Source organism: Rhizobium sp. CF122, from assembly GCF_000282035.1.
Lineage (GTDB): Bacteria > Pseudomonadota > Alphaproteobacteria > Rhizobiales > Rhizobiaceae > Rhizobium.
Map to the genome: position 1 here is coordinate 21,052 of NZ_AKKA01000074.1, position 23,175 is coordinate 44,226.

Annotated in this window: 25 protein-coding genes; 2 read left to right on the forward strand and 23 right to left on the reverse strand. The window is 60.9% G+C overall.

Features of this window, described 5'->3' with window-relative positions; genetic code table 11:
* Window position 1: 1 nt before the first annotated feature.
* The 16 genes from PMI09_RS17340 to PMI09_RS17415 all read right to left on the reverse strand — a co-directional run bounded on the left by PMI09_RS17340 (window position 2) and on the right by PMI09_RS17415 (window position 15,285).
* Complete coding sequence (locus tag PMI09_RS17340; RefSeq protein ID WP_007796924.1) at window positions 2-1,558, reverse strand: formate dehydrogenase beta subunit; 1,557 nt, start codon at window positions 1,556-1,558, stop codon at window positions 2-4.
* Window positions 1,555-2,034, reverse strand: coding sequence for a formate dehydrogenase subunit gamma (locus PMI09_RS17345; protein ID WP_007796927.1), 480 nt, complete (start codon window positions 2,032-2,034; stop codon window positions 1,555-1,557). The genes PMI09_RS17340 and PMI09_RS17345 overlap by 4 nt, the downstream gene beginning before the upstream one ends.
* A 168-nt stretch (window positions 2,035-2,202) precedes the next feature.
* Window positions 2,203-3,096 (reverse strand): LysR family transcriptional regulator, encoded by an 894-nt coding sequence (locus PMI09_RS17350; RefSeq protein WP_007796929.1) that lies wholly within the window; start codon window positions 3,094-3,096, stop codon window positions 2,203-2,205.
* A 70-nt stretch (window positions 3,097-3,166) separates the two neighbouring features.
* Window positions 3,167-3,508 (reverse strand): ArsR/SmtB family transcription factor, encoded by a 342-nt coding sequence (locus PMI09_RS17355; RefSeq protein WP_007796932.1) that lies wholly within the window; start codon window positions 3,506-3,508, stop codon window positions 3,167-3,169.
* A 106-nt stretch (window positions 3,509-3,614) separates the two neighbouring features.
* A complete protein-coding gene (locus tag PMI09_RS17360; RefSeq protein WP_007796934.1) occupies window positions 3,615-4,385 on the reverse strand; it encodes an SDR family NAD(P)-dependent oxidoreductase in 771 nt (256 codons plus the stop codon).
* A 69-nt stretch (window positions 4,386-4,454) separates the two neighbouring features.
* On the reverse strand, window positions 4,455-4,919 hold the full coding sequence (gene soxR / locus PMI09_RS17365; RefSeq protein WP_007796936.1) for a redox-sensitive transcriptional activator SoxR: 465 nt from the start codon (window positions 4,917-4,919) through the stop codon (window positions 4,455-4,457).
* Window positions 4,920-5,059: 140 nt separating this feature from the next.
* Entirely contained in the window at window positions 5,060-5,467 is a 408-nt protein-coding gene (locus PMI09_RS17370; RefSeq protein ID WP_007796938.1) for a F0F1 ATP synthase subunit epsilon, read from the reverse strand.
* Window positions 5,467-5,703 (reverse strand): hypothetical protein, encoded by a 237-nt coding sequence (locus tag PMI09_RS17375; protein ID WP_007796940.1) that lies wholly within the window; start codon window positions 5,701-5,703, stop codon window positions 5,467-5,469. The genes PMI09_RS17370 and PMI09_RS17375 overlap by 1 nt, the downstream gene beginning before the upstream one ends.
* Window positions 5,703-7,151, reverse strand: coding sequence for a F0F1 ATP synthase subunit beta (gene atpD / locus PMI09_RS17380; protein ID WP_007796943.1), 1,449 nt, complete (start codon window positions 7,149-7,151; stop codon window positions 5,703-5,705). The genes PMI09_RS17375 and atpD overlap by 1 nt, the downstream gene beginning before the upstream one ends.
* A 23-nt stretch (window positions 7,152-7,174) precedes the next feature.
* The gene (locus tag PMI09_RS17385) at window positions 7,175-8,059 is read right to left on the reverse strand and encodes a F0F1 ATP synthase subunit gamma (protein ID WP_007796945.1); all 885 of its coding nucleotides are present in this window, start codon (window positions 8,057-8,059) and stop codon (window positions 7,175-7,177) included.
* Window positions 8,060-8,083: 24 nt separating this feature from the next.
* On the reverse strand, window positions 8,084-9,613 hold the full coding sequence (gene atpA / locus PMI09_RS17390) for a F0F1 ATP synthase subunit alpha (protein ID WP_007796947.1): 1,530 nt from the start codon (window positions 9,611-9,613) through the stop codon (window positions 8,084-8,086).
* Window positions 9,613-10,173, reverse strand: a complete 561-nt coding sequence (locus PMI09_RS17395) for a F0F1 ATP synthase subunit delta (RefSeq protein WP_007796949.1) — start codon at window positions 10,171-10,173, stop codon at window positions 9,613-9,615. The genes atpA and PMI09_RS17395 overlap by 1 nt, the downstream gene beginning before the upstream one ends.
* Window positions 10,174-10,433: 260 nt before the next feature.
* Complete coding sequence (locus PMI09_RS17400; protein WP_007796951.1) at window positions 10,434-10,823, reverse strand: AGROH133_08824 family phage infection protein; 390 nt, start codon at window positions 10,821-10,823, stop codon at window positions 10,434-10,436.
* Window positions 10,824-10,902: 79 nt separating this feature from the next.
* Entirely contained in the window at window positions 10,903-13,119 is a 2,217-nt protein-coding gene (locus PMI09_RS17405) for a primosomal protein N' (RefSeq protein WP_007796955.1), read from the reverse strand.
* Window positions 13,120-13,179: 60 nt separating this feature from the next.
* A complete protein-coding gene (locus tag PMI09_RS17410; RefSeq protein ID WP_007796958.1) occupies window positions 13,180-14,316 on the reverse strand; it encodes an AAA family ATPase in 1,137 nt (378 codons plus the stop codon).
* 21 nt (window positions 14,317-14,337) lie between these two features.
* Window positions 14,338-15,285: a GNAT family N-acetyltransferase gene (locus PMI09_RS17415; RefSeq protein ID WP_007796961.1), complete on the reverse strand. Its 948-nt coding sequence runs from the start codon at window positions 15,283-15,285 to the stop codon at window positions 14,338-14,340.
* Between the two features lie 142 nt (window positions 15,286-15,427).
* On the opposite strand from PMI09_RS17415, the gene PMI09_RS17420 reads away from it, so the two are divergent.
* On the forward strand, window positions 15,428-16,363 hold the full coding sequence (locus PMI09_RS17420) for a tyrosine recombinase XerC (protein WP_007796962.1): 936 nt from the start codon (window positions 15,428-15,430) through the stop codon (window positions 16,361-16,363).
* Between the two features lie 81 nt (window positions 16,364-16,444).
* Window positions 16,445-17,524: a TraB/GumN family protein gene (locus PMI09_RS17425; RefSeq protein ID WP_007796965.1), complete on the forward strand. Its 1,080-nt coding sequence runs from the start codon at window positions 16,445-16,447 to the stop codon at window positions 17,522-17,524.
* Here PMI09_RS17425 and PMI09_RS17430 read toward each other — a convergent pair.
* The 7 genes from PMI09_RS17430 to PMI09_RS17460 form a co-directional block, all read right to left on the reverse strand.
* Window positions 17,521-18,024, reverse strand: coding sequence for a cytochrome b (locus PMI09_RS17430; protein WP_007796967.1), 504 nt, complete (start codon window positions 18,022-18,024; stop codon window positions 17,521-17,523). The two genes, PMI09_RS17425 and PMI09_RS17430, sit on opposite strands and share 4 nt — an antisense overlap.
* Window positions 18,025-18,120: 96 nt before the next feature.
* Entirely contained in the window at window positions 18,121-19,527 is a 1,407-nt protein-coding gene (gene lpdA, locus PMI09_RS17435; protein WP_007796969.1) for a dihydrolipoyl dehydrogenase, read from the reverse strand.
* A 26-nt stretch (window positions 19,528-19,553) separates the two neighbouring features.
* A complete protein-coding gene (locus tag PMI09_RS17440) occupies window positions 19,554-20,192 on the reverse strand; it encodes a LysE family translocator (RefSeq protein WP_007796971.1) in 639 nt (212 codons plus the stop codon).
* Between the two features lie 20 nt (window positions 20,193-20,212).
* A complete protein-coding gene (locus PMI09_RS17445) occupies window positions 20,213-20,965 on the reverse strand; it encodes an SDR family oxidoreductase (RefSeq protein WP_007796972.1) in 753 nt (250 codons plus the stop codon).
* The gene (locus PMI09_RS17450; RefSeq protein WP_007796976.1) at window positions 20,962-21,516 is read right to left on the reverse strand and encodes a hypothetical protein; all 555 of its coding nucleotides are present in this window, start codon (window positions 21,514-21,516) and stop codon (window positions 20,962-20,964) included. The genes PMI09_RS17445 and PMI09_RS17450 overlap by 4 nt, the downstream gene beginning before the upstream one ends.
* A gap of 52 nt (window positions 21,517-21,568) precedes the next feature.
* On the reverse strand, window positions 21,569-22,822 hold the full coding sequence (gene odhB, locus PMI09_RS17455; protein ID WP_007796979.1) for a 2-oxoglutarate dehydrogenase complex dihydrolipoyllysine-residue succinyltransferase: 1,254 nt from the start codon (window positions 22,820-22,822) through the stop codon (window positions 21,569-21,571).
* A gap of 29 nt (window positions 22,823-22,851) precedes the next feature.
* Window positions 22,852-23,169 carry a YciI family protein gene (locus tag PMI09_RS17460; protein ID WP_007796982.1) on the reverse strand — a complete coding sequence of 106 codons (318 nt, stop codon included), beginning with the start codon at window positions 23,167-23,169 and terminating at the stop codon, window positions 22,852-22,854.
* Between the last annotated feature and the right edge of the window lie 6 nt (window positions 23,170-23,175).

Genomic DNA, 23,175 nt, shown 5'->3' on the forward strand with positions numbered 1-23,175 from the left:
CTTACTCCGCCGCTTCGATGAGAGGTGTGGGAACGAAGTCTTCCGGGAAATGTGTCATGGCGCTCATGACGGGATAGGGCGTAAAGCCCCCGAGCGCGCAGAGCGACCCGAACTTCATGGTGTTACAGAGATCGGCGAGCAGTTCCCGGTTCTTTTCCGGCTCGATGCCACGCGCGATCTTGTCCGCCGTCTCGACGCCACGCGTCGAGCCGATCCGGCAGGGCGTGCACTTGCCGCAGCTTTCGACGGCGCAGAACTCCATCGCGAACCGCGCCTGTTTCAGCATGTCGGCCGTATCGTCGAAGACGACGATACCGGCATGGCCGATCAATCCATCCTTGGCCGCGAAAGCTTCATAGTCGAATGGCGTGTCGAACAACGAGTGTGGGAAATATGCGCCGAGCGGACCGCCGACCTGGACCGCCTTCACCGGCCGTCCGGATGCGGTTCCGCCTGCGATGGCATCGACCAATTCGCCAAGCGAGATGCCGAAGGCTGTCTCGAAGAGACCGCCATGCTTCACATTGCCGGCGATCTGGATTGGGATGGTCCCGCGCGACCGCCCCATGCCGAAATCGCGATAATAGGCCGATCCCTTGTCCATGATCACGGGCACGGATGCGAGCGAAATGACGTTGTTGATGACGGTCGGGCAGTCGAAAAGACCCTTGTGGGCCGGCAGCGGAGGCTTGGCCCGCACGATGCCGCGCTTGCCTTCGAGGCTGTTCAGAAGCGCTGTTTCCTCGCCGCAGACATAGGCGCCGGCGCCGGTGCGGACTTCCATATCGAAGGCCTTGCCGGAGCCGAGCACGGAGGTGCCGAGAATTCCGGCGCTGCGGGCAATGTCGATTGCCCGGCTCATCGCCGCAATCGCATGCGGATATTCCGAGCGGGTGTAGACGAAGCCCTTGGTCGCGCCGGTCGCAAGGCCTGCGATTGCCATGCCTTCGATCAGCACGAAGGGGTCGCCTTCCATGATCATCCGGTCGGCGAAAGTGCCGCTGTCGCCTTCGTCGGCGTTGCAGACGATATATTTACGCTCGCCCGGAGCATCGAGAACCGTCTTCCACTTGATGCCTGTCGGGAAACCCGCACCGCCGCGCCCGCGCAAGCCGGAATCGGTGACCTGCTTGACGATGTCGGCGGGCAACATCGAAATCGCCCGGCGCAGGCCGGCAAGGCCGCCATGGGCTTCATAGTCATCCAGAGAAAGGGGATCGGTGATGCCGCAGCGTGCGAAGGTAAGGCGCGTCTGACGCTTGAGGAATGGCAACTCCTCCACCTCGCCAAGACAGAGGGGGTGGTCGCCGCCGGCGATCAATCCGGCACCGAAGAGCGAAGCGACGTCCTTCGCCTTGATCGGCCCGTAGCCAATCCGTTTGCCGGCGACTTCGACTTCAATCAGCGGCTCCAGCCAGTGCATGCCGCGTGAGCCGTTGCGGACGATCTTCGCGTCGAGACCGCGAGCGGCAATCTCCTCGGAGATTGCCCTGGCAACGCGCTCGGCACCCAGTGCCAGCGCGGCAGCATCACGGGGAACATAGATTCGGACGGTCATCGACGTGCCTCCGAAATCAGCGCCTCGAGATCGGCGACATCCACCCGACCATGTACTTCACCGTCCATCATGGCGGACGGCGAGCACGAACAGAGCCCGAGACAGAAGACAGGTTCGAGGGTGATCGCTCCGTCCGGCGTCGTGGCGTGCCAGTCGATGCCAAGCAGCGCCTTGACGCGGTCGGCCAGTGCATCGCCGCCCATCGATTGGCAGGCCTCGGCGCGACAGAGTTTCAGCACATGCCGGCCAGCGGGATGATCGCGATAGTCGTGATAGAAGGTGACGACGCCGTGCACCTCTGCGCGCGAAAGATTGAGCTCCTTCGCAATGACTGGCAGCGCCTCTTGCGGCACATAGCCGAATTCATCCTGGATCTCATGGAGGATCGGCAGCAGCGGGCCTTCGAGATGCTTAAGCTGATCGATGATCGCGGTGGCACGTGTTGCGATATCGCCCTTGGCGACATGAATATTCATCAGCAGCTCTCCCACGGCCTGCAAGTTACACGTCGCGGCCTAGGCAGGCGGATTTTCTTCAGAACCCTGTGGCCGACAGAACCGCTCGCGTTCGTTCATTATAGAACTTTCTCAGGGATGGACGAAGCGATCAATAACGCTGTTCCGTCAAACGATAGAAAATTTCTATCAAGATTCCGGCTCTTCAGCGAGAATCCGAGCCTCGTGCAGCAAGGCGGACACCAAGGGCGTGAACGGCTCGCGATGCGTCGCAACCAGACCAACAAGATGGTGCGCAAGCGGCTCGACAATCGGAATCATGCGTATTTCGGCAGGAAAGCCAAAGGATTTCGCGACATTGCGGGGCATGATGCTGGCCCAGCGTCCGGTTCGGACATGCGAGAACAACACGATCATCGAATTGGATTCGAGCGTCGGATGCGCCGTCATGCCGGCTTCGGCCAGGTGATGATTGATGATACGGCGGTTCTGCATGTCCGCCGTCAATAGACAAAGCCGAAGGTTACCCACTTCCTTCCAGGTGACGCTATCACGATCGGACAGAGGACTGCCAGCGGCCGTAATCAAATTGTAGTGCTCGGCATAGAGCGGCACGCTGGTCACGCGTCCAAGCGGCTCGTTTTCCAGGTAGGTGATGCCGGCGTCGATCTCGAGATTCTCCAGCATGCTGAGCACCTGCAGCGAGTTGCGCGAGACGATGGAAAAGGTCACATCAGGATGCCGCTCCTGAAATGGCGTCGTGATGCGCGGCAGCATGGCGAGCGCTGTCGGGATCACAGCGATCCTGATATGCCCCGACAGGCCCTTGCGGGCCGCCCGCATCTCTTCGCGCATCGTGCGGGCGTCGCCGACAATGCGGCGCGCCCATTCGAGCACGCGCTGACCCTCCGGCGTCAGCCCCTGGAAACGCGAGCCGCGCTGCACGAGCATGACGCCAAGTTGGTCTTCGAGCTGGCGAATGGCAGCCGACAGCGTTGGCTGCGAGATACCGCATTCCTCCGCGGCACGGCCGAAGTGCTTCTCATTGGCGAGCGCAATAAAGAATTCCAGCTTATCGATCATTCGGTTTCTCTGCCGAGCTGCGGCACGCCGCCATCTTCAAATCAGAGAGAGCAGTCGGCAAGGCCGATTGTCAATTGTCCTGTGCTCCTGGAAACATCGCGAACAGAAAATGCAGCAGCGTGGTCGTGTCCGGATGAGCAACGCTGTAATAGATCATACGACCGTCACGACGGCTGAAAACGAGCCCGTCCAGTCTGAGGCGCGCCAACTGCTGCGAAACCATCGCCTGTTGAATGCCGAGGCTTTCCTCGAGCTGCCCCACCGTCTTTTCTCCCTCCGTCAGGAGGCAGAGAATAATCAGTCGCGTGTGATGGGAGAGCGCCTTGAGGAAGTCGCTCGCTTCCCGCGCCCTCGCAGAAAGCTTCTGCAGATCCCGATCGGCCATGCCCGCTTTCGGTGTATGCAAGCGCATTCTTTATCTCTGGTTGCACAAACAATATGTATGAAACGGAGTCATAACATATTCGCAGCAGCCAGCGGTTTGGATCTGTCAAAATGCCAAAAAAAGTCCCGGCAACTCAGCAGATGAGTTGGCCACCATTGATCTCAAGCACTTGGCCCGTGATGTAACCGGAAAGCGAAGGCGCCGAAAGGAAGAGGTATGCGGGCGCACAATCCTCGGAGGTGCCCAGTCGCTGCAGGGGAATGGTCTTGCGGGTCTGCTCTAGCTTATCTGGCGACGAGTACCGCTGGTGGAAGTCGGTTTCGATCGTTCCAGGCGACACGCAGTTCACGCGAATGCCGTCCGGCGCGAGCTCTTTTGCGAGCGCTTTGGAGTAGGTTGCGACAAATGCCTTTGACGCCGAATAGATAGCCGAGCCGGGGCTGCCGCCCGTCGACGCGGAAATGGAGACCGTGTTGACGATTGCCGCATCCTGCGATGCTCTCAGTGCCGGAATGAGGGCGCGCGTTACCTCGACGACCGATGTCTGATTCAGCCGCACAATCGTCTGGTACTGCTCGTCGGTCAGATCGCCTGCCGGAAAGCGGCCGACCATGGTTCCGGCATTGTTGATAAGCACATGGACACGGTCAAAGGTTGCAAGGACCTTCTCGGCAAATCCGCTGGTGCCGCCCGGCGTTGAAAAATCGGCGGTCACGAGAAAGGCCCGGCGGTCTTCTTCCGCCGTCAGCAGGAAATCAGGCAAATCGCGCTCGGTGCTGCGACCGAGGTGCACCAATACCCTCGCCCCGCAGTCGAGAAACTGCCGCGCCACTTCCAGACCGATACCCCTCCCCCCACCGGTGACAACCACGTTGCGGTTTTCGAACAGCTTGGGGTGAAACATCCAGTCCTCCACGGCGTGACCGAGCCGTATGCGGCTCTCGCATTGTTCTGATGCAGCGGGAAACGTTGCCTAGTCGCAGGTTTCCAGCAGACGCGGACCCGGCCCATCTTTTGCCAGCCGATCATCAGGATTGCGCAGCGGGCAGCTTTCAACCGAGAGGCAACCACAGCCGATGCAATCCGTCAACCGGTCGCGCAGGGCAATGAGGCGACTGATGCGCGTATCAAGATCCTCCTTCCAGACGGCCGACAGGCGCTGCCAGTCCGTAGCGGTCGGCGTGCGGCCCTGCGGCAGCGTATCGAAAGCAGCCTGGATCTCGACCAAGGGAATGCCGACGCGCTGCGCGACCTTGATGATGCCAAGACGGCGGAGCACATCGCGGCCGAAGCGGCGTTGATTGCCGCGTGAACGGATGCTGGAAATGAGGCCTTTCGCTTCGTAGAAATGCAGCGCAGAAACGGCAAGCCCACTGCGGTCGGCGACTTCACCGACTGTCAGTAATTTCCTGAAGGGATTGGTGAAGCCTTCTTCCATGGCGCGGACCTCAAGTTTTCTTGAGGTAGTCTAGTCACGCACTTTACAGGCGTCCACTTGCCATTCTTTTTTCGCAACCACGGGAACAAACAAAAAAGCGGCCCGAAAGGCCGCTTCAAATTACCGGAATGTGGAGCCGATCAATCCTGGGTGATCACACCCCGCAGGTGCGTCAGTTCCATGATGTAGTGTTCCAGACGCGATTTGTGCTCGTGATGCACGGCGTCTGCGATCTCTCTCTGTGCCGCTTCGATGCGAAGCGTCAGTTCGTCCTTCGAGAGATCCTGAACGATGACGGCGGACTCAGCCAACAGCGTGCAGCCGGTCGGCAGAATGTCGGCGAAGCCGCCAAAAACCACGTAGTCCTGCTTCGAGCCATTGGCCGAACGAACGCTGACGATACCCGGCTTGATGGTCGTCATCGCCGGGGCGTGGTTCGCCATAACGGTCATCTCGCCGTCGGTTGCCGGAATGACAACTTCGGTCACCATCTCCGAAAGGAGCAGGCGCTCGGGAGACACGAGTTCAAAATTGAAATTGTCAGCCATCAGTGACTTACCTTCTCGGCGGCTTCTGTATCTTGCAAATTGGTCCCGCAGAACGGGCAGTGCACTATCGCCTGATCAAGATATCCAAGACCTTCCTCGGTCTGGATCAATCCCACCACCATCATCAGCTTGCCATCGTCCGATCTATAGATCGTCGGCGCTGCCGGAGCGGGAAGCTCTGCTGCGACTTCCCGAAGGGCGTCGCAGCAGAAGATCTCGTTGTGAGCCTCGCTCATCAGGCAGCTGCGGACAGCTTCTTGGCCTTCTCGATGGCTTCGTCGATCGAGCCGACCATGTAGAAGGCAGCTTCCGGCAGGTGGTCGTATTCGCCGTTGACCAGGCCCTTGAAGCCCTTGATCGTGTCTTCGAGCGCGACGAGCTTGCCTGGCGAACCGGTGAAGACTTCAGCAACGAAGAACGGCTGCGACAGGAAGCGCTCGATCTTACGGGCGCGGGCAACGGCCAGCTTGTCCTCTTCGGACAGTTCGTCCATGCCAAGGATGGCGATGATGTCCTGCAGAGCCTTGTACCGCTGCAGCGTCGACTGAACCTTACGAGCCACTTCGTAGTGCTCTTCGCCGACAACGATCGGGTCGAGCATACGCGAGGTGGAGTCGAGCGGATCGACGGCCGGGTAGATACCCTTTTCAGCGATCGAGCGCGACAGAACGGTCGTTGCGTCCAAGTGGGCGAACGAGGTTGCCGGAGCCGGGTCGGTCAAGTCGTCGGCAGGAACGTAAATGGCCTGAACCGAGGTGATCGAGCCGGTCGTCGTGGTCGTGATGCGCTCCTGCATCTGGCCCATATCCGTGGCGAGCGTCGGCTGATAGCCCACGGCCGACGGAATACGGCCAAGTAGAGCCGACACTTCGGAACCTGCCTGCGTGAAGCGGAAGATGTTGTCGACGAAGAACAGAACGTCCTGGCCCTGGTCGCGGAAGTTTTCAGCAACCGTCAGACCGGTCAGAGCCACACGAGCGCGGGCGCCAGGCGGTTCGTTCATCTGGCCGTAAACGAGGGCAGCCTTGGAGCCTTCGCCGCCGCCATGCTTGTTGACGCCGGATTCGATCATTTCGTGGTAAAGATCGTTGCCTTCGCGGGTGCGCTCGCCCACGCCAGCAAAGACCGAGTAACCACCGTGCGCCTTAGCGACGTTGTTGATCAGTTCCATAATGAGAACGGTCTTACCGACGCCGGCGCCGCCGAAGAGGCCGATCTTGCCGCCCTTTGCGTAAGGGGCGAGAAGGTCGACGACCTTGATGCCGGTGACGAGGATCTGCGCTTCCGTGGACTGATCGACGTAAGCCGGAGCGTCCTGGTGGATGGCGCGCTTGGAGGCGGTGACCAGCGGACCAGCTTCGTCAACCGGCTCACCGATGACGTTCATGATACGGCCAAGCGTTTCCGGGCCAACCGGAACGGCGATCGGTGCACCGGTGTCGGAAACGGCCTGACCGCGAACCAGACCTTCGGTCGAGTCCATGGCGATGGTGCGAACTACGTTCTCGCCGAGGTGCTGCGCAACTTCGAGAACCAGGCGGTTGCCGCCGTTGCTCGTTTCAAGCGCGTTCAAAATCGCCGGCAGTTCGCCTTCGAAAGCAACGTCCACGACGGCGCCGATAACCTGCGTGACCTTGCCGGCAGAGCCTGCCGCAGTCTTCTTGGGGGTAGCTGCCTTAGCCATCTTCTTACCCTCTTTCCCTAACCTCAGAGCGCTTCCGCGCCCGAAATGATTTCAATGAGTTCCTTGGTGATCTGAGCCTGACGCTGACGGTTGTAGTTGAGCGTCAGCTTATTGATCATTTCACCAGCGTTGCGCGTTGCATTGTCCATCGCGCTCATCTTGGCGCCCATTTCGCCGGCGACGTTCTCAAGGAGCGCGCGGAAGATCTGGACGGAGATGTTGCGCGGGATCAGATCCTCGAGGATCGATGCCGGATCCGGCTCGTATTCGTAGACCGCGCCAGCGTGCGCCGCATCTTCGACAACGGCCGTAGGAGCCGATGCCGGGATGAGCTGCTGTGCCGTCGGAACCTGCGAAATCACCGACTTGAATTCGGAGTAGAACAACGTGCAGACGTCGAACTCGTCGGCTTCGAACATCTCGATGACGCGCTTGCCGATCTGATCGGCATTCTCGAAACCGACCTTCTTCACCTCACGCAATTCCTTTCGCTCGACGATGAGCGAAGCGAATTCACGGCGCAGAACGTCGTAACCCTTCTTGCCGACGGTAAAGATCTTGACGGTCTTGCCTTCGGCGACAAGCTTGCGAGCGTGATCGCGCGCAAAACGCGAGATCTGCGAGTTGAAGCCGCCGCACAGGCCACGTTCGGCGGTGCAGACGACCAGCAGGTGAACCTGGTCCTTGCCGTTGCCCCTCATCAGAGCCGGCGCACCGTCGGCCTCCGTCATCGCACCAGCGATGTTTGCCAGAACGGCACCCATGCGCTGCGAGTACGGACGGGCGGCCTCGGCCGCCTCCTGGGCACGCCGAAGCTTCGCCGCGGCGACCATTTTCATCGCCTTGGTGATCTTCTGCGTCGCCTTGACGGAGGCGATCCGGTTTTTCAGATCCTTAAGTGAAGGCATCCGTTATCCGTCCTTTGGGTCCGATTAGGCGAAGGACTTCGCGAAGCTATCGATGGCAGCCGTGAGCTTGCCCTTCGTATCGTCGCTGATTGCCTTGTCCGTGCGGATCGTGTCGAGGATAGCCGAGCCTTCCGAGCGAAGGTACGACAGCAGGCCCTGCTCGAACTTGCCGACCTGTGCGACTGGGATCTTGTCGAGGTAGCCGTTAACGCCGGCGAAGATCACCGCAACCTGCTCTTCCGTCTTCAGCGGCGAGAACTGCGGCTGCTTCAGGAGTTCGGTGAGGCGTGCACCGCGGTTCAGCAGGCGCTGCGTCGAGGCATCGAGGTCGGAGCCGAACTGAGCGAAGGCGGCCATTTCGCGATACTGGGCGAGTTCGCCCTTAATCGAGCCGGCGACCTGCTTCATCGCCTTGACCTGAGCGGCGGAGCCGACGCGGGAAACCGACAGACCGACGTTAACGGCCGGACGGATACCCTGATAGAACAGGTCGGTTTCGAGGAAGATCTGGCCGTCGGTGATCGAGATCACGTTGGTCGGAATGAAGGCCGAAACGTCGTTGCCCTGGGTTTCGATGACAGGCAGAGCCGTCAGAGAGCCAGCGCCCTTTTCGTCGGAGAGCTTTGCAGCGCGCTCGAGGAGACGCGAGTGCAGGTAGAAAACGTCGCCCGGATAAGCTTCGCGACCCGGCGGACGGCGCAGCAGCAGCGACATCTGGCGGTAAGCAACAGCCTGCTTGGACAGGTCGTCATAACCGATCAGCGCGTGCTGACCGTTGTCACGGAAGTATTCGCCCATCGTGCAGCCGGCGAACGGTGCCAGGTACTGCATCGGAGCAGGATCGGAAGCCGTTGCGGCAACGACGATCGAGTACTTCATTGCGCCGCGTTCTTCGAGAACCTTGACGAACTGGGCAACAGTCGAACGCTTCTGGCCGATAGCGACGTAGACGCAGAACAGCTTCTCGCTGTCCGGGCCGTTGTCGTGGATAGCCTTCTGGTTCAGGATCGTGTCGAGAATGATCGCGGTCTTGCCGGTCTGGCGGTCACCAATGACGAGCTCGCGCTGGCCACGGCCGACCGGGATGAGCGCGTCGATAGCCTTGAGGCCAGTCGACATCGGCTCATGAACCGACTTGCGCGGAATGATGCCCGGAGCCTTGACGTCGACGCGCGCGCGGCGGGTCGAATTGATCGGGCCCTTGCCGTCGATCGGGTTGCCGAGAGCATCGACAACGCGGCCGAGCAGCTCCGGACCAACCGGAACGTCAACGATGGCGCCGGTCCGCTTGACGGTGTCGCCTTCCTTGATGTCGCGGTCCGAACCGAAAATAACAACACCAACGTTGTCCGATTCCAGGTTCAGCGCCATGCCACGGATGCCACCGGGGAACTCGACCATTTCGCCTGCCTGAACATTGTCCAGACCGTAAACGCGAGCGATACCGTCACCGACGGAGAGAACCTGACCGACTTCCGAGACTTCTGCCTCTTTGCCGAAGTTTTTGATCTGGTCTTTGAGAATTGCGGAAATTTCCGCAGCGCGGATATCCATCAGCCGACCTCTTTCAATGCAAGCTTAAGGGTAGAGAGTTTCGTACGAAGAGACGTATCAATCTGACGGGACCCGACCTTCACGATCAGACCACCAAGAATTGACGGATCAACCGTGACGGCAATCGCCACGTCCTTGCCGGTGACGCCCTTGAGCGCCGCCTTCAATTCGGTTTCCTGCGCTGCATCAAGCGCATGGGCCGAGGTGACCTCGGCAGTAATTTCGCCACGCTGGTTTGCGGCGATGATGCGAAAGGCCTTGATCATGCCCGGGAGGGCAAAGAGGCGGCGGTTACGCGCCACGACCTTCAGGAAATTTGCGAAGAAGCCGCTAATTCCAGCCTTCTCACTGATGGCAACGATCGCCTTGAGCTGGTCGTCGGCCGAGAAAACAGGGCTCGAAACGAAACGCTTCAGGTCGTCGCTCTCGTCGAGCATCACCTGGAACCTGTCGAGATCCTTGGTGACGCTTTCGACGGCGCCCTGCTCGAGCGCCAGATCGAACAGCGACGAGGCATAGCGCTCTGCAACACCAGAAGTAAGCTGGGATGTGTCTGCCACTGGCCCAAATTTCCCTGATTTCAACTCAAGAATCCGGTCGCCGGCGGGCGCCTGACCTAGGATCTTGAATTCGTTATGATTTCCCCCAGAAATCGCAAGAGAAGCCTCTTGCTTCTTCCGAAATTCGGGGTCCGTCTAACATAGGATGTTCGGACTCGCAACACGCGTAACGCCCGAATACGGCTTTCCCATCGATTTCTAACGCAAAAATGCTCAAAGCCCAGCAACAAAGAGCTCGGCACGAGAGATATCCGCTCAACTCAAGCGGAAAAGAAACCGAAAACATAGGCGAGTGGCAGTGCTGCCAAAACGATTTGCACAACCAGAAGTAAATAGTTGAGAATTGCGCTCCCCTTATCTGAAAGGAGCGAGATGATCCGCGCAAACGCCGCCATGGCGAAGGACGCGCCAAGCGCCATGTAGATCCAGTTCTGCGCCAGCATAATGGCCGAAAGACCGAAGCCGAGATAGAAGCCGCCGACGGATCGTTGTTCGGCATAACCGTCACGCCGGCCCTCGCGCGGCATGAGGCCGAACAGCCGCATCGCATAGCCTGGTGCAAACATGATGACAAAGCCCGCCAGCGCCGTGAATGTGGCTGCTGCGAAAGCGAGCTGTTCGCCCAACTCTGTTGGAAAATAAAAATCCATTCGACCGACCCCGAATCCCCTGCTTCGCCGTCCTTATGGCATGATTGCCGTACCCGGTAAAAGCCCGTCGGAACACCATCTACAGGAAGCTTTGCGGGTCCACATCGAGCTGCACATGCACCGACCTGCGCTCCTTCGGCGCTTGCGCAAGCATGGCCCTGAGAAACGCTTGCATGTCTGAATTCCGCCGCCCATGCACGAGGAGCCGGAAACGATAGCGGCCTCGAACCAGCGCAAGCGGCGCTTCCGCAGGCCCGAGCACGGAAATGCCGGAAACATTGGGGGCGGCGTTTCGAATGCCGCGGGCGTGGTTTTCCGCATCGTGGCGGGTTTCCGCCGAGACGATGATCGACGCCAGCCGCCCGAACGGCGGCAGGATGGCACGCTCGCGCTCGGCTATCTCGCGCTCGTAAAAGGCGCTGGCGTCGCCCGACACGATCGCCTGCATGACGGGATGTTGCGGCTGGTAGGTTTGTAGCAGGCCGTGGCTCTTCAGGCCGGTACGGCCGGCGCGGCCCGTGACCTGCGACAAGAGCTGAAAGGTGCGCTCGGCAGCGCGCGGATCGCCATTGGCAAGCCCGAGATCGGCATCGACGATGCCGACTAGCGTCATCAGCGGGAAGTTATGACCCTTGGCAACAAGCTGCGTGCCGATGACGATATCAGCTTCTCCCTTCGCGATGGCCTCGAGCTCGAGCCGCAGCCGCTTGACGCCGCCCATCATGTCGGACGAGAGCACGATCGTTCGCGCTTCAGGAAAATGGCGCTCCACCTCTTCGGCGATGCGCTCGACACCCGGCCCGCATGCAACGAGGTGATCGAACGTGCCGCATTCCGGGCAGGCTTCGGGCGTCCGCTCGGCATGACCGCACTGATGGCATTGCAATTGTCTCTTAAACCGGTGCTCGACGAGCCAACTGGAACACTGCGGGCACTGGAAGCGGTGGCCGCAGACGCGGCAGAGCGTTAGTGGGGCATAGCCCCGCCGGTTGAGAAAGAGAAGCGCCTGCTGCCGCTTTTCGATCGTCTTGCCGATCGCCCGGATCAGGACAGGCGACAGGAAGCCGCCGCGCTCGGGCGCATGGCGACGCATGTCGATAAGGTGCAGATCCGGCAACGCTGCATCGCCGAAACGGGTGGGCATGTGAATGGTGCTGTAACGCCCGCTCTGCCCATTGACCTGGCTCTCGACCGAGGGCGTGGCGGACACGAGAACCACGGGGAAATCGCCAATGCGAGCGCGTACGACCGCCATGTCGCGCGCATTGTAATAGACACGGTCCTCCTGCTTGTACGCCGGGTCGTGCTCTTCATCGACGATGATGAGGCCAAGATCCTCGAACGGCAGAAACAGCGCCGAACGCGCGCCGGCAACGACGCGAACCTCGCCCGTGACTGCCTGACGCCAGACCTTTTCGCGGGTGCGTGGTGCCAGGTCGGAATGCCATTCGGCGGGCTTTGCGCCGAAGCGATCCTGAAATCGCTCCAAAAAGCTCGCCGTCAGCGCGATCTCCGGCAAGAGGATCAGCACCTGCTTGCCGCGCTTCAGTGTTTCCGCGATCGCCTCGAAATAGACTTCCGTTTTTCCCGAACCGGTGACGCCGTCGATCAGCGAGACCGCGAACTCGCCCTTTCGAACTTCGGCGAGAATCTCGTCTGCGGCGTCCTTCTGCGGGCCTTCAAGCCGTGCTGACACGAAATCTGGATCCGGTTTGGCGACCACCGGCGGCGGCGGCAGGAACACCGTCTCGAAAACACCCTGGCTGACTAGGCCGTCGACCACGCTTGTCGAGACGCCGGCGGCATGCGCAAGCCCGCTTCGCGTCCATGACAGACCATCACCGGCGATATCAAGCACACGGGCGCGTGCCGACGTCATCCGCTCCGGCTCGCCGCCGACGAAGCGCAGTCCTTCCACCATCGGCTCCGGCTCGAAGGCGTTGGGCGCGCGCAGCGCCATACGCGCCACGAGACCAGGGGGCGAAAGTGTGTAACTCGCCACCCAGTCGATGAAATCGCGCATCTCCTTGGTCAGCGGCGGGCAATCGAAGACATGGCTGATCGGCCTGAGCTTCTTCGGATCGACACCGTCTTGGCCGCCATCCCAGACGACGCCGATCACCTGCCTCGGACCGAGCGGCACCTGTACGACCGAGCCCGGTTCGACCGCCATGCCCTCCGGCACGGCATAGGAATAGGGCTTCGGCGCAGGCATGGGAACGAGCACCGGAACCGTGCGGTTGGCCGGCGGCGTCTCAAACAGCGCTCCAAAGAGATCGGACGAATCTGTGCTCATCGGGCGAGACCATGCCCGGATCGGCTTAAAAAGAAAACCTGGAACATGATCCGCGCCGTCTCACTCGTTCTCGTCGATGACGCCGGTGAGCCGCATTCCTTCAATCCAGGTGGCACCGTCCTGCCGCACGACATGGCGGGCGCGTGCACCGCATCGCTCGCACACGGCAGCCGCCAGCGGCTCGGAGTGGGTGACGATCCAGATCTGGCTGCTTCGCGCCGCGTCCGCGATCATGTCGGCCAGCGGCAGCAGCATGTCCGGATGCAGGCTTGCCTCCGGTTCGTTCAGTGCAATCAGCGGCGGCAGACGATATGACATCAGCGCGGCCGCAAGCCCCAGAAAGCGGATCTGCCCGTCCGACAGCTCGCGCGGCTGAAACACACGGTTCGCAAATTCCGGGAAGGAAAGGCCGAACTCCGCCGTCTCCTCGGGCAGCGGCACGACAAGCCGCGCACCGCCGAGGGCGGCGACGACGGCCCGATCGAGATCGACGGTATCTTCACGCGTATGTACAAGCGTCGCGAAGACTGCGGCGATGTTGGCGCCATCCTCGTCCAAAAGCGGCGCTGTGACGGCAAGACAGGGTGCGCGCAGCGGCGAAGAGCGGTCCGTGCGGAAGCCGTGAAAGAAGCGCCAGCCGTCGATCGCACGCCGAAATGTTCCGATCTCGGGATAGTGGCCGGCATCGCCGAGCAGCGCGATTGCCGTTTCCGAGGTCAGCGCCTGCTCCGGATAGTCCTGCATCCGCCCATTCTGGTCGCGAACCGAGATGGCGGGGCCAGCGCGCTTCATCATCGTGACCGGTCGCGTCCCCGTCTCGATCGAAAGCTCTTCGGCCTTGATCTGCGGCTCGAAGGGAAATCCTGCCGCAGCGCTCGGCGGCCGCAAGCCGGCTTCGACACGATAGCGGAAGGTGATCGCCCTTTCCTCGTCGAGAAGTTCGGTTTCCAGACGGATACGGAACGGCCCGTCGGCGGCCCGTCGCGGCCCGGACCAGACCGCCGAGAACATGCCACCTTCTGCCGCGATCTCATGCGCCAGGCGCCCGCGCGTTGCCGCCTGGATAAGCTGCAGCGCGCGGTAGAGGTTGGACTTCCCGACCCCATTCTCACCGATGAATAGATTGATGCCCGAAAGATCCATGCGGATCGATCGCAAGGACCGGTAGTTCTGGGCAAACATCGAGCGGAGCAGCATGCCTCGCTTTAACCTATCCGGTCAGGGAATTGAATGGGCGCCGGCCAGCACCGGCTCGGCCGGTCGGACCAGAGGAACGAACTGCGCGTCGTCATCCATATCGAGGGCGCGCACCGTATGGTCTTCCAATGCCTTGGTCACCTCGTTGATGTCGCCGTCGAGATGCTCCACCGGGATCAGGTTGCCGACCACGAAGTCGAACCGGTCGCCGCGCTTGTTCAGAAGCTCGTGAAAGACGGTCATATCCCTGAGCTCCGTCGACCACTTTGCGAGCCAGTAGAAGAGGCCCGAATTCCGTGCCGTCATATGCACCGGCAGGATCGGCAGATTGTACTTGCGGGCAAGCCCGACAGCCGAGGTTTTCCACGGACGCTCGTTCAGCCGTCCGTTCGCCCAATAGGCAATCCGCCCGGACGGAAAGAGAACCGTTGCCTTGCCTTCCCTGACCGCACGGTTGGTGATCAGCAGCGTCTCACGGGTCTTGAGCTTGCTCTTATACTCTTCCCGCCATTCGACCGGAATAATGACCTCGGCAAAACGCGGATTGACACGTATGGCATCGCGGTTGGCGAACACCATCATGTCGGGCCGCTTGTTCTTCAAGAGATCGAAGACGGCCACCCCATCGGCAATGCCGGTCGGATGGTTGCTGACGAGGATGAAGCCGCCGGTATCAGGAATGCGTTCACCATGCCTGACATTGATCTCGAGCTTCAACAGGTTGCTCATGTAGTCGAAGCACTGGAAGCCTGGCATGTTCGCGACGTCGTTGGCGAAGCTGATGGCCCTGTTGTAGCGCAGGAGCGTATGGAGAAAGGGCCGCATGATCGGCCAGAACGGATGCTTGACGATTCTCTGTCCGCGCTCGGCGATCAACGTGTCAACGATATGTCCCGGCTTGCCATGGGAAACGAGGGCAATCGCTTCCGCGAATTGTCCGAAAGCGGTCGTGGGGTGGCGCCGTGGCATGCAAGATCCTGCGTCGTTGGGAAACCAGTTACGTCGATTAATATGATGGAACCATGACAACCACTTGGGCGGTATTAGCAATTCCATAACTGTCGGTCCCTCAGAATTGGCAGCCGGATTGGCAAATTCAAGGGCCAGACACGTGAACGAACTCCTGATCATCGCCGACCCGCGCCTGATGGCGGAACGCACCGCCTGGCTCGACAGCCTGGCCAGCGAGCGCCGCCTTTCCGAGCATACGCTCGATGCCTACGAGCGCGACACGCGCCAGTTCCTTACCTTCCTGACCGGTCATCTCGCGGGACCCGCAACGCTGAAGGATATCCATGCGCTGCGGCCCGCCGACTTCCGCGCATTCCTCGCCGCACGTCGCAAAGAGGGATCCGGACCCCGCTCGCTCGGCCGCAATCTCGCCGGTTTACGCTCACTGCTGCGTTACCTCGAAAAAAAGGGGCTGGTGAATGCAGCCGGCGCCGGTGCAATCCGCTCGCCGAAGCAGCCGAAGTCGCTGCCGAAGCCACTTTCCGACAGGCAGGCCATCACCGTCGTCAGCGACGAAGCGCAGCTACACGAAGAGCCCTGGATCGCGGCACGCGACGCCGCCGTTTTCACCCTGCTCTATGGCTGCGGCTTGCGCATCTCCGAAGCGCTCGATCTGACGCCTGACGACTTCAACCGGGGAGCGGCGACGCTGCGCATTACCGGCAAGGGCAACAAGACCCGCCTCGTGCCGCTGCTTACCATCGTCTTCGAGGCAGTCGAGAAATACCGGTCGTTGTGTCCCTATCATCTTGAAGGCAACGAGCCTCTCTTCCGCGGCGCGCGCGGCGGCAAGCTGCAGGCGGCGATCATCCAGCGCACGATGCAGAAGATGCGAAGTGCCTTCGGCCTGCCCGAGACAGCGACACCGCACGCGCTGCGGCACTCCTTCGCGACCCATCTTCTGGCGGGCGGCGGCGACCTACGAACCATTCAGGAATTGCTCGGCCACGCCAGCCTTTCCACCACCCAGGTCTACACTGGTGTGGATTCATCCCGTCTGCTGGAAGTTTACGACCGCGCCCATCCTCGGGCGTAATCTTTTGTTAACGGCTTCTCTTAAAGGAATATCCGCACGCGAAGCGTAGAGTTTGGCGATCACAGTGACCGGAACACCATCATGACGATTTCCATCGGCCACCGCAGCCTGCACATCGCATCGCCGGGCAATCTCCTGCTTTGGCTGATCGCTGCATTTCACATGCTGCTCGCTGCAACGCTGATCGCCGTGCTGTTCTCGGTCTCACCGGCAGCTGCCGCAGACGACGCCAGCTGCACTGGCCGCAACATCCTCACCGATCTCAAGCAGCGCGACCCAGCCCGCTACGCCGAAGCGGTCAAGGAAGCGGACGCCGTACCGAACGGCAAGGGCATTTTCTGGAAGATCGAAAAGCCGGGCGTGAATCCGTCTTGGCTGCTCGGCAGCATGCATGTCACCGATCCACGCGTGCTGACGCTCCCGCCGCGCACGCAGGCGGCCCACGATGGTGCCGACACCATCGTGATCGAATCCGACGAGATCCTCGACGAGAAAAAGGCTTCCGCCGCTCTGCTGATGAAGCCGGAGCTGATGATGTTCACCGATGGGACGACGATCGAGAAGCTCCTGTCCCACGACGACTATGTTCGTCTGGAGGAAGGTCTGAAGCAGCGCGGCATCCCGCTTGCCGCGGTCTCGCGCATGCGCCCCTGGATGATATCGAGCGTCGTTGCCCTGCCCGGCTGCGAAATGGCCCGCAAGGCGAAGGGCGTAAAGTTCCTTGACCAGAAGATCGCCGCGGACGCCGTTGCCGAGGGCAAGCAGGTCAAGGGTCTGGAAACTCTTGCCGAGCAGCTGCAGGCAATGGCCGAGCTGCCGACCGAATTCCACATGAAGTCGCTGATCGAAACGCTGGCCTTGGGCTCCAGGATGAACGACGTGGTGGAGACCATGACCGATCTCTACCTCTCCGGCGATATCGGCATGACCATTCCGATGCTGAAGACCGTCTCGCCTGACGGCAAGGACGAGGACGGCGACTACGCCGCCTTCGAGCAACGCATCATTCTCGACCGCAACAAGGTGATGGCCGAGCGTGCAGCCCCGATCCTTGCCAATGGCAACGTCTTCATGGCCGTCGGCGCCCTGCATCTGCCGGGCGAAGGCGGCGTGATTGAACTCTTGCGCAAGCAGGGCTTCACGGTGACGGCCGTCAACTAGCTCCCGACGGTCATTCGCCTGAGAACATTGGTCTTCCAGTAGAACTGATGGGCGAGCGCGCCAGCGACATGCGCGGTGATCACGGCCCACAGGACCGCCTTGAAGATACCACCATGAAGCTCGCCGGAAATATTGACCCCTAGATAGTACGCCGCCATGCCGGTCAGCGGCAGGAGGAAGATCAGCAGGTAGAGCGCGGCATGTGCGACCTTGGCGCCAATCCGGAATATCTTCGGTTCCGCCGCCGGCTCAGCGGGCGCACCCTGAAAAAGGCGCAAGCAAACACGAAGGATTGCCAGAATGAGAATGCCGATGCCGACATAGGCATGCACATTGGCAGATGCAACCTGATCAACCGATGGGATGCCACCCCGACGGACCGTCCGGTTCCAAGCGTTCATACCATCTGGAAAGAGCAGGTTGAAAAAGATCATGAGCGCCATCACCCAATGCAGCAACCGCTGCGGCAGGCTATATGCATCACGAGAATCGGTAGGCATGTATCTATCCTCAAAACAGCAATTAGAACTGTTCTAAGGTAAATGGGCCGCCTGCTGTGAAGCAAGCGGCCCGTCCCGTATTGCCAAAATTTAATATTACATATGGATCGGCTTGAAGAAGGCGGCGAGAGCCGCTTCCTTGACCGCTTCCGACATGGTCGGGTGCGCGTGGCACGTGCGGCCGAGATCTTCGGCGGAACCACCGAACTCCATCAGCACGGAGATCTCGTGGATCATCTCGCCGGCACCAAAGCCGACAATGTGGCCGCCGAGGACACGATCAGTTTCCTTGTCGGAAAGGATCTTCACGAAGCCATCGGTCGCCAGCATGGCGCGGGCACGACCGTTGGCCGTGAACGGGAACTTGCCGACCTTGTAGGCGACGCCTGCGGCCTTCAGCTCTTCCTCGGTCTTGCCGACGGAAGCGACCTCCGGCTGCGTGTAGACGACGCTCGGGATGACGTCGTAGTTCACATGGCCATGCTGGCCGGCGAGGATTTCGGCGAGTGCCACGCCTTCGTCTTCAGCCTTGTGGGCCAGCATCGGCCCCTTCACCACGTCGCCGATTGCGTAGATGCCGGGAACGTTCGTACGGAAATGACCGTCGATCTCGACGCGGCCACGGTTGTCGAGCTTGACGCCTGCTTCTTCAAGACCGAGGCCGGCCGTGTAAGGAATGCGGCCGGTCGCGATCAGAACGACCTCGGCTTCCAGCGTCTGCGCATCGCCACCCTTGACCGGCTCGAACGTTACCTTGGCACCCTTGCCGCCCTTTTCGACGCCCGTCACCTTGGAACTCAGGTTGATGGCCACGCCCTGCTTGACGAGCATCCGCTGGAATTGCTTGGAGACTTCGCCATCCATACCGCCGAGAATTGTATCGAGATATTCGACAACGGTGACCTTGGCGCCGAGGCGCGACCAGACGGAACCGAGCTCGAGGCCGATGACGCCACCGCCGACAACGATCATCGTTTCCGGCACCTTCTCGAGCGCGATCGCGCCCGTCGAGGAAATGATCACCTTCTCGTCGATGTCGACCTTCACACCCGGAATGCCGGCCACGTCGGAGCCGGTGGCGATGACAATGTTCTTGCCTACGATTTCTTGCACCTTGCCGTCTTCGCCAGTCACGGAAACCTTGCCAGCCGATACGATCTTGCCGGTGCCCTGGAAGGCATCGATCTTGTTCTTCTTGAAGAGGAAGGCAACGCCGTCGACGTTCGACTTCACCGTCGCATCCTTGTGCGCCAGCATCTTTTCGAGGTTCAGCTTCGGAGCGGCTACCTCGATGCCAAGCGCATCCATGCCGTGGCCGGCCTGATGGAACATTTCGGAGGCATGCAGCAGCGCCTTGGACGGGATGCAGCCGACGTTCAGGCAGGTGCCGCCGAAAGTCGCGCGCTTTTCAACGACAGCGACCTTGAGGCCAAGCTGCGCCGCCTTGATGGCGGCGACGTAGCCGCCGGGGCCGGTTCCGATAACGATCACATCGTAGGACATTGTTTCTTTCCCTTTTCGTTATTTGCTTAGTCAGCCGCGCGGGCGAGCGCGAGGCGGAATCCGAAGCCGACCAATGCGGCGCCGGTGATGCGGTTGAACCATTTGCCGCTTGCGATGAAGCGGTCGCGAATGGGCTTGACGGTGAAGAAGGTCGAGACGCCGGCGAACCAGGCGACGAGCGCTGTGGCCATGCCGATGCCGTAGCTGAACTGGATCAGCGCCGGGGTATCGTGATGCACCAGCGTCGAGAACAGCGACAGGAAGAAGAGCACCGGCTTCGGATTGAGCGCGTTGGTGATGAAGCCCATGCCTAGGCATTCCAGCGCCGAGATCGGCTTGCGGTCTTCCTCCGTCACCTCGATTTCATTCACGTTGAAACCCGGCTCGCGGAACGATCTGATGCCGAGGTACACCAGATAGGCGACGCCTGCCCATTTGATCATGGCAAACAGCATCAGCGATTTGGAAACGATCAGGCCGAGGCCGAGGATCGTGTAGCTGATGTGAAACAGCAGAGAGAAACCCATGCCAAGGCCGGTCATGATAGCGGCACGACGGCCATGCACGATGCTCTGACGCAGGATGACGGCAAAGTCAGCGCCTGGCACAACGATGAAGATTGAAAAGACGGCCATCAGGCCGAGAAATTCGAGAGGATATTGCATGAGAAAATGGTCTCCGCGTCCTAACGGCCGCCGCTTACATTGAGTATGGCGCCCGTTATATAGGAAGCCGTCGGCGAAAGAAGGTAGAGGACCGCATCGGCGATTTCCTCCGCCGTACCGGGCCTTTGCATGGGGATGCTCGGCGCCAGGTCGCGCGCGCGGTTCGGCAGGCCGCCGGACGCATGAATGTCGGTATCGATGACGCCGGGACGGATGGCGTTCACACGCACGCCCTCGTTCGCCACTTCTCGTGAGAGACCGATGGTGAAGGTATCGATCGCGGCCTTCGACGCGGCGTAATCGACATACTGCGAGGCCGAACCCAGAACCGCTGCCATCGACGAGATGTTGACGATTACGCCGCCTTTACCGCCATGCTTCGACGACATGCGGCGGACGGCCTCGGCCGCGCAGAGAATCGAGCCGGTCACATTGATCCGCATCATCCGCTCAAGGCGTTCGACGCTCATCTCGTCGACGCGCTGCTGCGTATCGACGATGCCGGCATTGTTGACCAGTCCATCCAGCCGTCCGAAATGTCTGTCGACGGCCTGGAACATCAAAGTGATATCCTGCGCGCTTCCGACATCGCCCTTGATCGCGATAGCGTCGCCACCCTCAGCCTTGACTTCGGAGACAACAGTGTCGGCAGCAGCGCGGTTCGCGGCGTAGTTCACCGCGACGTTCCAGCCCTGGCGGGCAGCAAGCCGGCAGACCGCAGCACCGATGCCCCGGCTGCCGCCGGTGACGAGAAGGACCGGTCGTTTTGTCATTTCGCGCACTCCTTGAATGCCAGGACGTCCCACGGCGCAACACTCGCCTTGTCGTTACCCCAGATCTGCGATTGGCGGATCGACGGACCGAGGCCTGGCAGAAAGACGCTGTCAGCGGCAGCCGCAGCTTCAGGCTGAAGGTTGTCGATCTCGCCCTTGGCGTTTGCGCCGTAGACTGTGCCCTGCCAGATTGTGCAGGCGTCAAGATCGGCGCCCGTCACGTCGCCGCCTGGGCATTTAAACATCAGGATACCGACGGCGCGCTCGGGATCGTCCGAGGGCATGACGTAGCCGTCGAGTTCGATCGAGGTTTTCAGCACTTTCAGCGTGAACCGGTTGCTGGCAGCCGCCGCTTCCGAATCGATCGGCGTGAAGCGCAGCTCGTAGGCGCCATCCCTGTCGGCATAGACAGCGCTCGCCTGCCGGCAGTCGGAAGCGCCGACAGCGGCCGCAGGCAGCGCCAACAGAAACGCGAACGAAACCCCGACCACCCTGCCTTTGGCAAGGGGAGGCATGATCGTCATACGCCCTGTGGAAATTGCCAGCGACATCGCGCGCCCCCGCCGAGGTGAAAAGGGCCGCTCATGCGGCCCAGTCGATTGCTTAGAGATCGAGAACCAGACGTTCCGGGTCTTCCAGGCTTTCCTTGACCCGAACGAGGAAGGTCACGGCTTCCTTACCGTCGACGATGCGGTGATCGTAGGAGAGCGCGAGATACATCATCGGACGGATGACGATCTGGCCGCCGACGACAACCGGACGGTCCTGGATCTTATGCATACCGAGGATACCGGACTGCGGAGCATTCAGGATCGGCGAGGACATCAGCGAACCGTAGACGCCACCGTTGGTGATCGTAAACGTGCCGCCCTGCATATCGGCCATCGAAAGCGAGCCGTCGCGAGCAGCCTTTGCCAGACGCGCCAGTTCCTTCTCGACTTCGGCAATCGACATCTGGTCGGCGTCACGGATGACAGGCACGACGAGACCCTTGTCCGTGCCGACGGCCATGCCGATGTGGCAGAAGTTCTTGTAGATGATGTCGGTGCCGTCGATCTCGGCGTTGACGGCCGGGAGCTCCTTCAGCGCATGCGTGATCGCCTTGGTGAAGAAGCCCATGAAGCCGAGCTTCACGCCATGCTTCTTTTCGAAGACGTCCTTGTACTTGGCGCGCAGATCCATGACGGCCTTCATGTCCACCTCGTTGTAGGTGGTCAGCATGGCGGCGGTGTTCTGTGCGTCCTTCAGGCGCTTGGCGATCGTCTGGCGCAGGCGCGTCATCTTCACGCGCTCTTCGCGAGCGGCGTCCTCGAGCGTCGACGGGCCGCGGGCAGCAGCCGGAACGGCAGGGGCCGCAGCGGCCGCCGGGGCGGAGATGCCCTTGGCAACAGCGGCGATCACGTCGCCCTTCAGAACCTGGCCGCGTTTGCCGCTGCCGTCGACCTGATCGGCCGACAGGCTGTTCTCGGCAAGCATCTTCGCAGCAGCCGGTGCCGGCGGCATGGCGGATTCGGAAGCAGCCGGCGCAGCAGCAGCGGCGACCAGTGCAGGTGCCGCGGCAGCAGGTTCGGCGGCCTTGGCAGGAGCGGCAGCAGGAGCCGGAGCAGCTGCAGCAACGGCGCCTGCGGCGATCTGGCCGAGCAGTGCGCCAAGACCGACGGTTTCGCCAGCCTGGGCAACGATTTCAGACAGCGTCCCCGAAGCGGGAGCCGGCACTTCGATGGTCACCTTGTCGGTTTCAAGCTCGAGAATCGGCTCGTCGGCCCTGATGGCGTCGCCGACCTTCTTGAACCAGGTACCGACGGTTGCCTCGCTGACGGATTCACCGAGAGTTGGAACGCGGATTTCTGTGGCCATTGTTCAAATCCTGATTTGCTTGTGTTCGTTTATTCGTTTCCGGCAACAGATGGCCGGAGAATGATCGAGGGCATTGGCAATATGTCAAAGCGAAAGCCGTAACCGGACTGGATGATCGGATCGGCATCGGCAAGCGCTTGCGCCGCCTTTTGATCCACTGCCGAAACGACTGCCATGCCCCAGGCTCCCTCACCTTCGAAGACGGGACCGACGGCAATCGCCGATCCCTCTTCTGCATTTTGGTGCCAATAGGTGACATGGCGCTTCATCGCGGCCGTTTCCTCCCCGGTCGCATCATGCGGAAAACGGGGACGAGGCGGCACAAGTCTGAGGAAGAAATATGCCATCGCCCG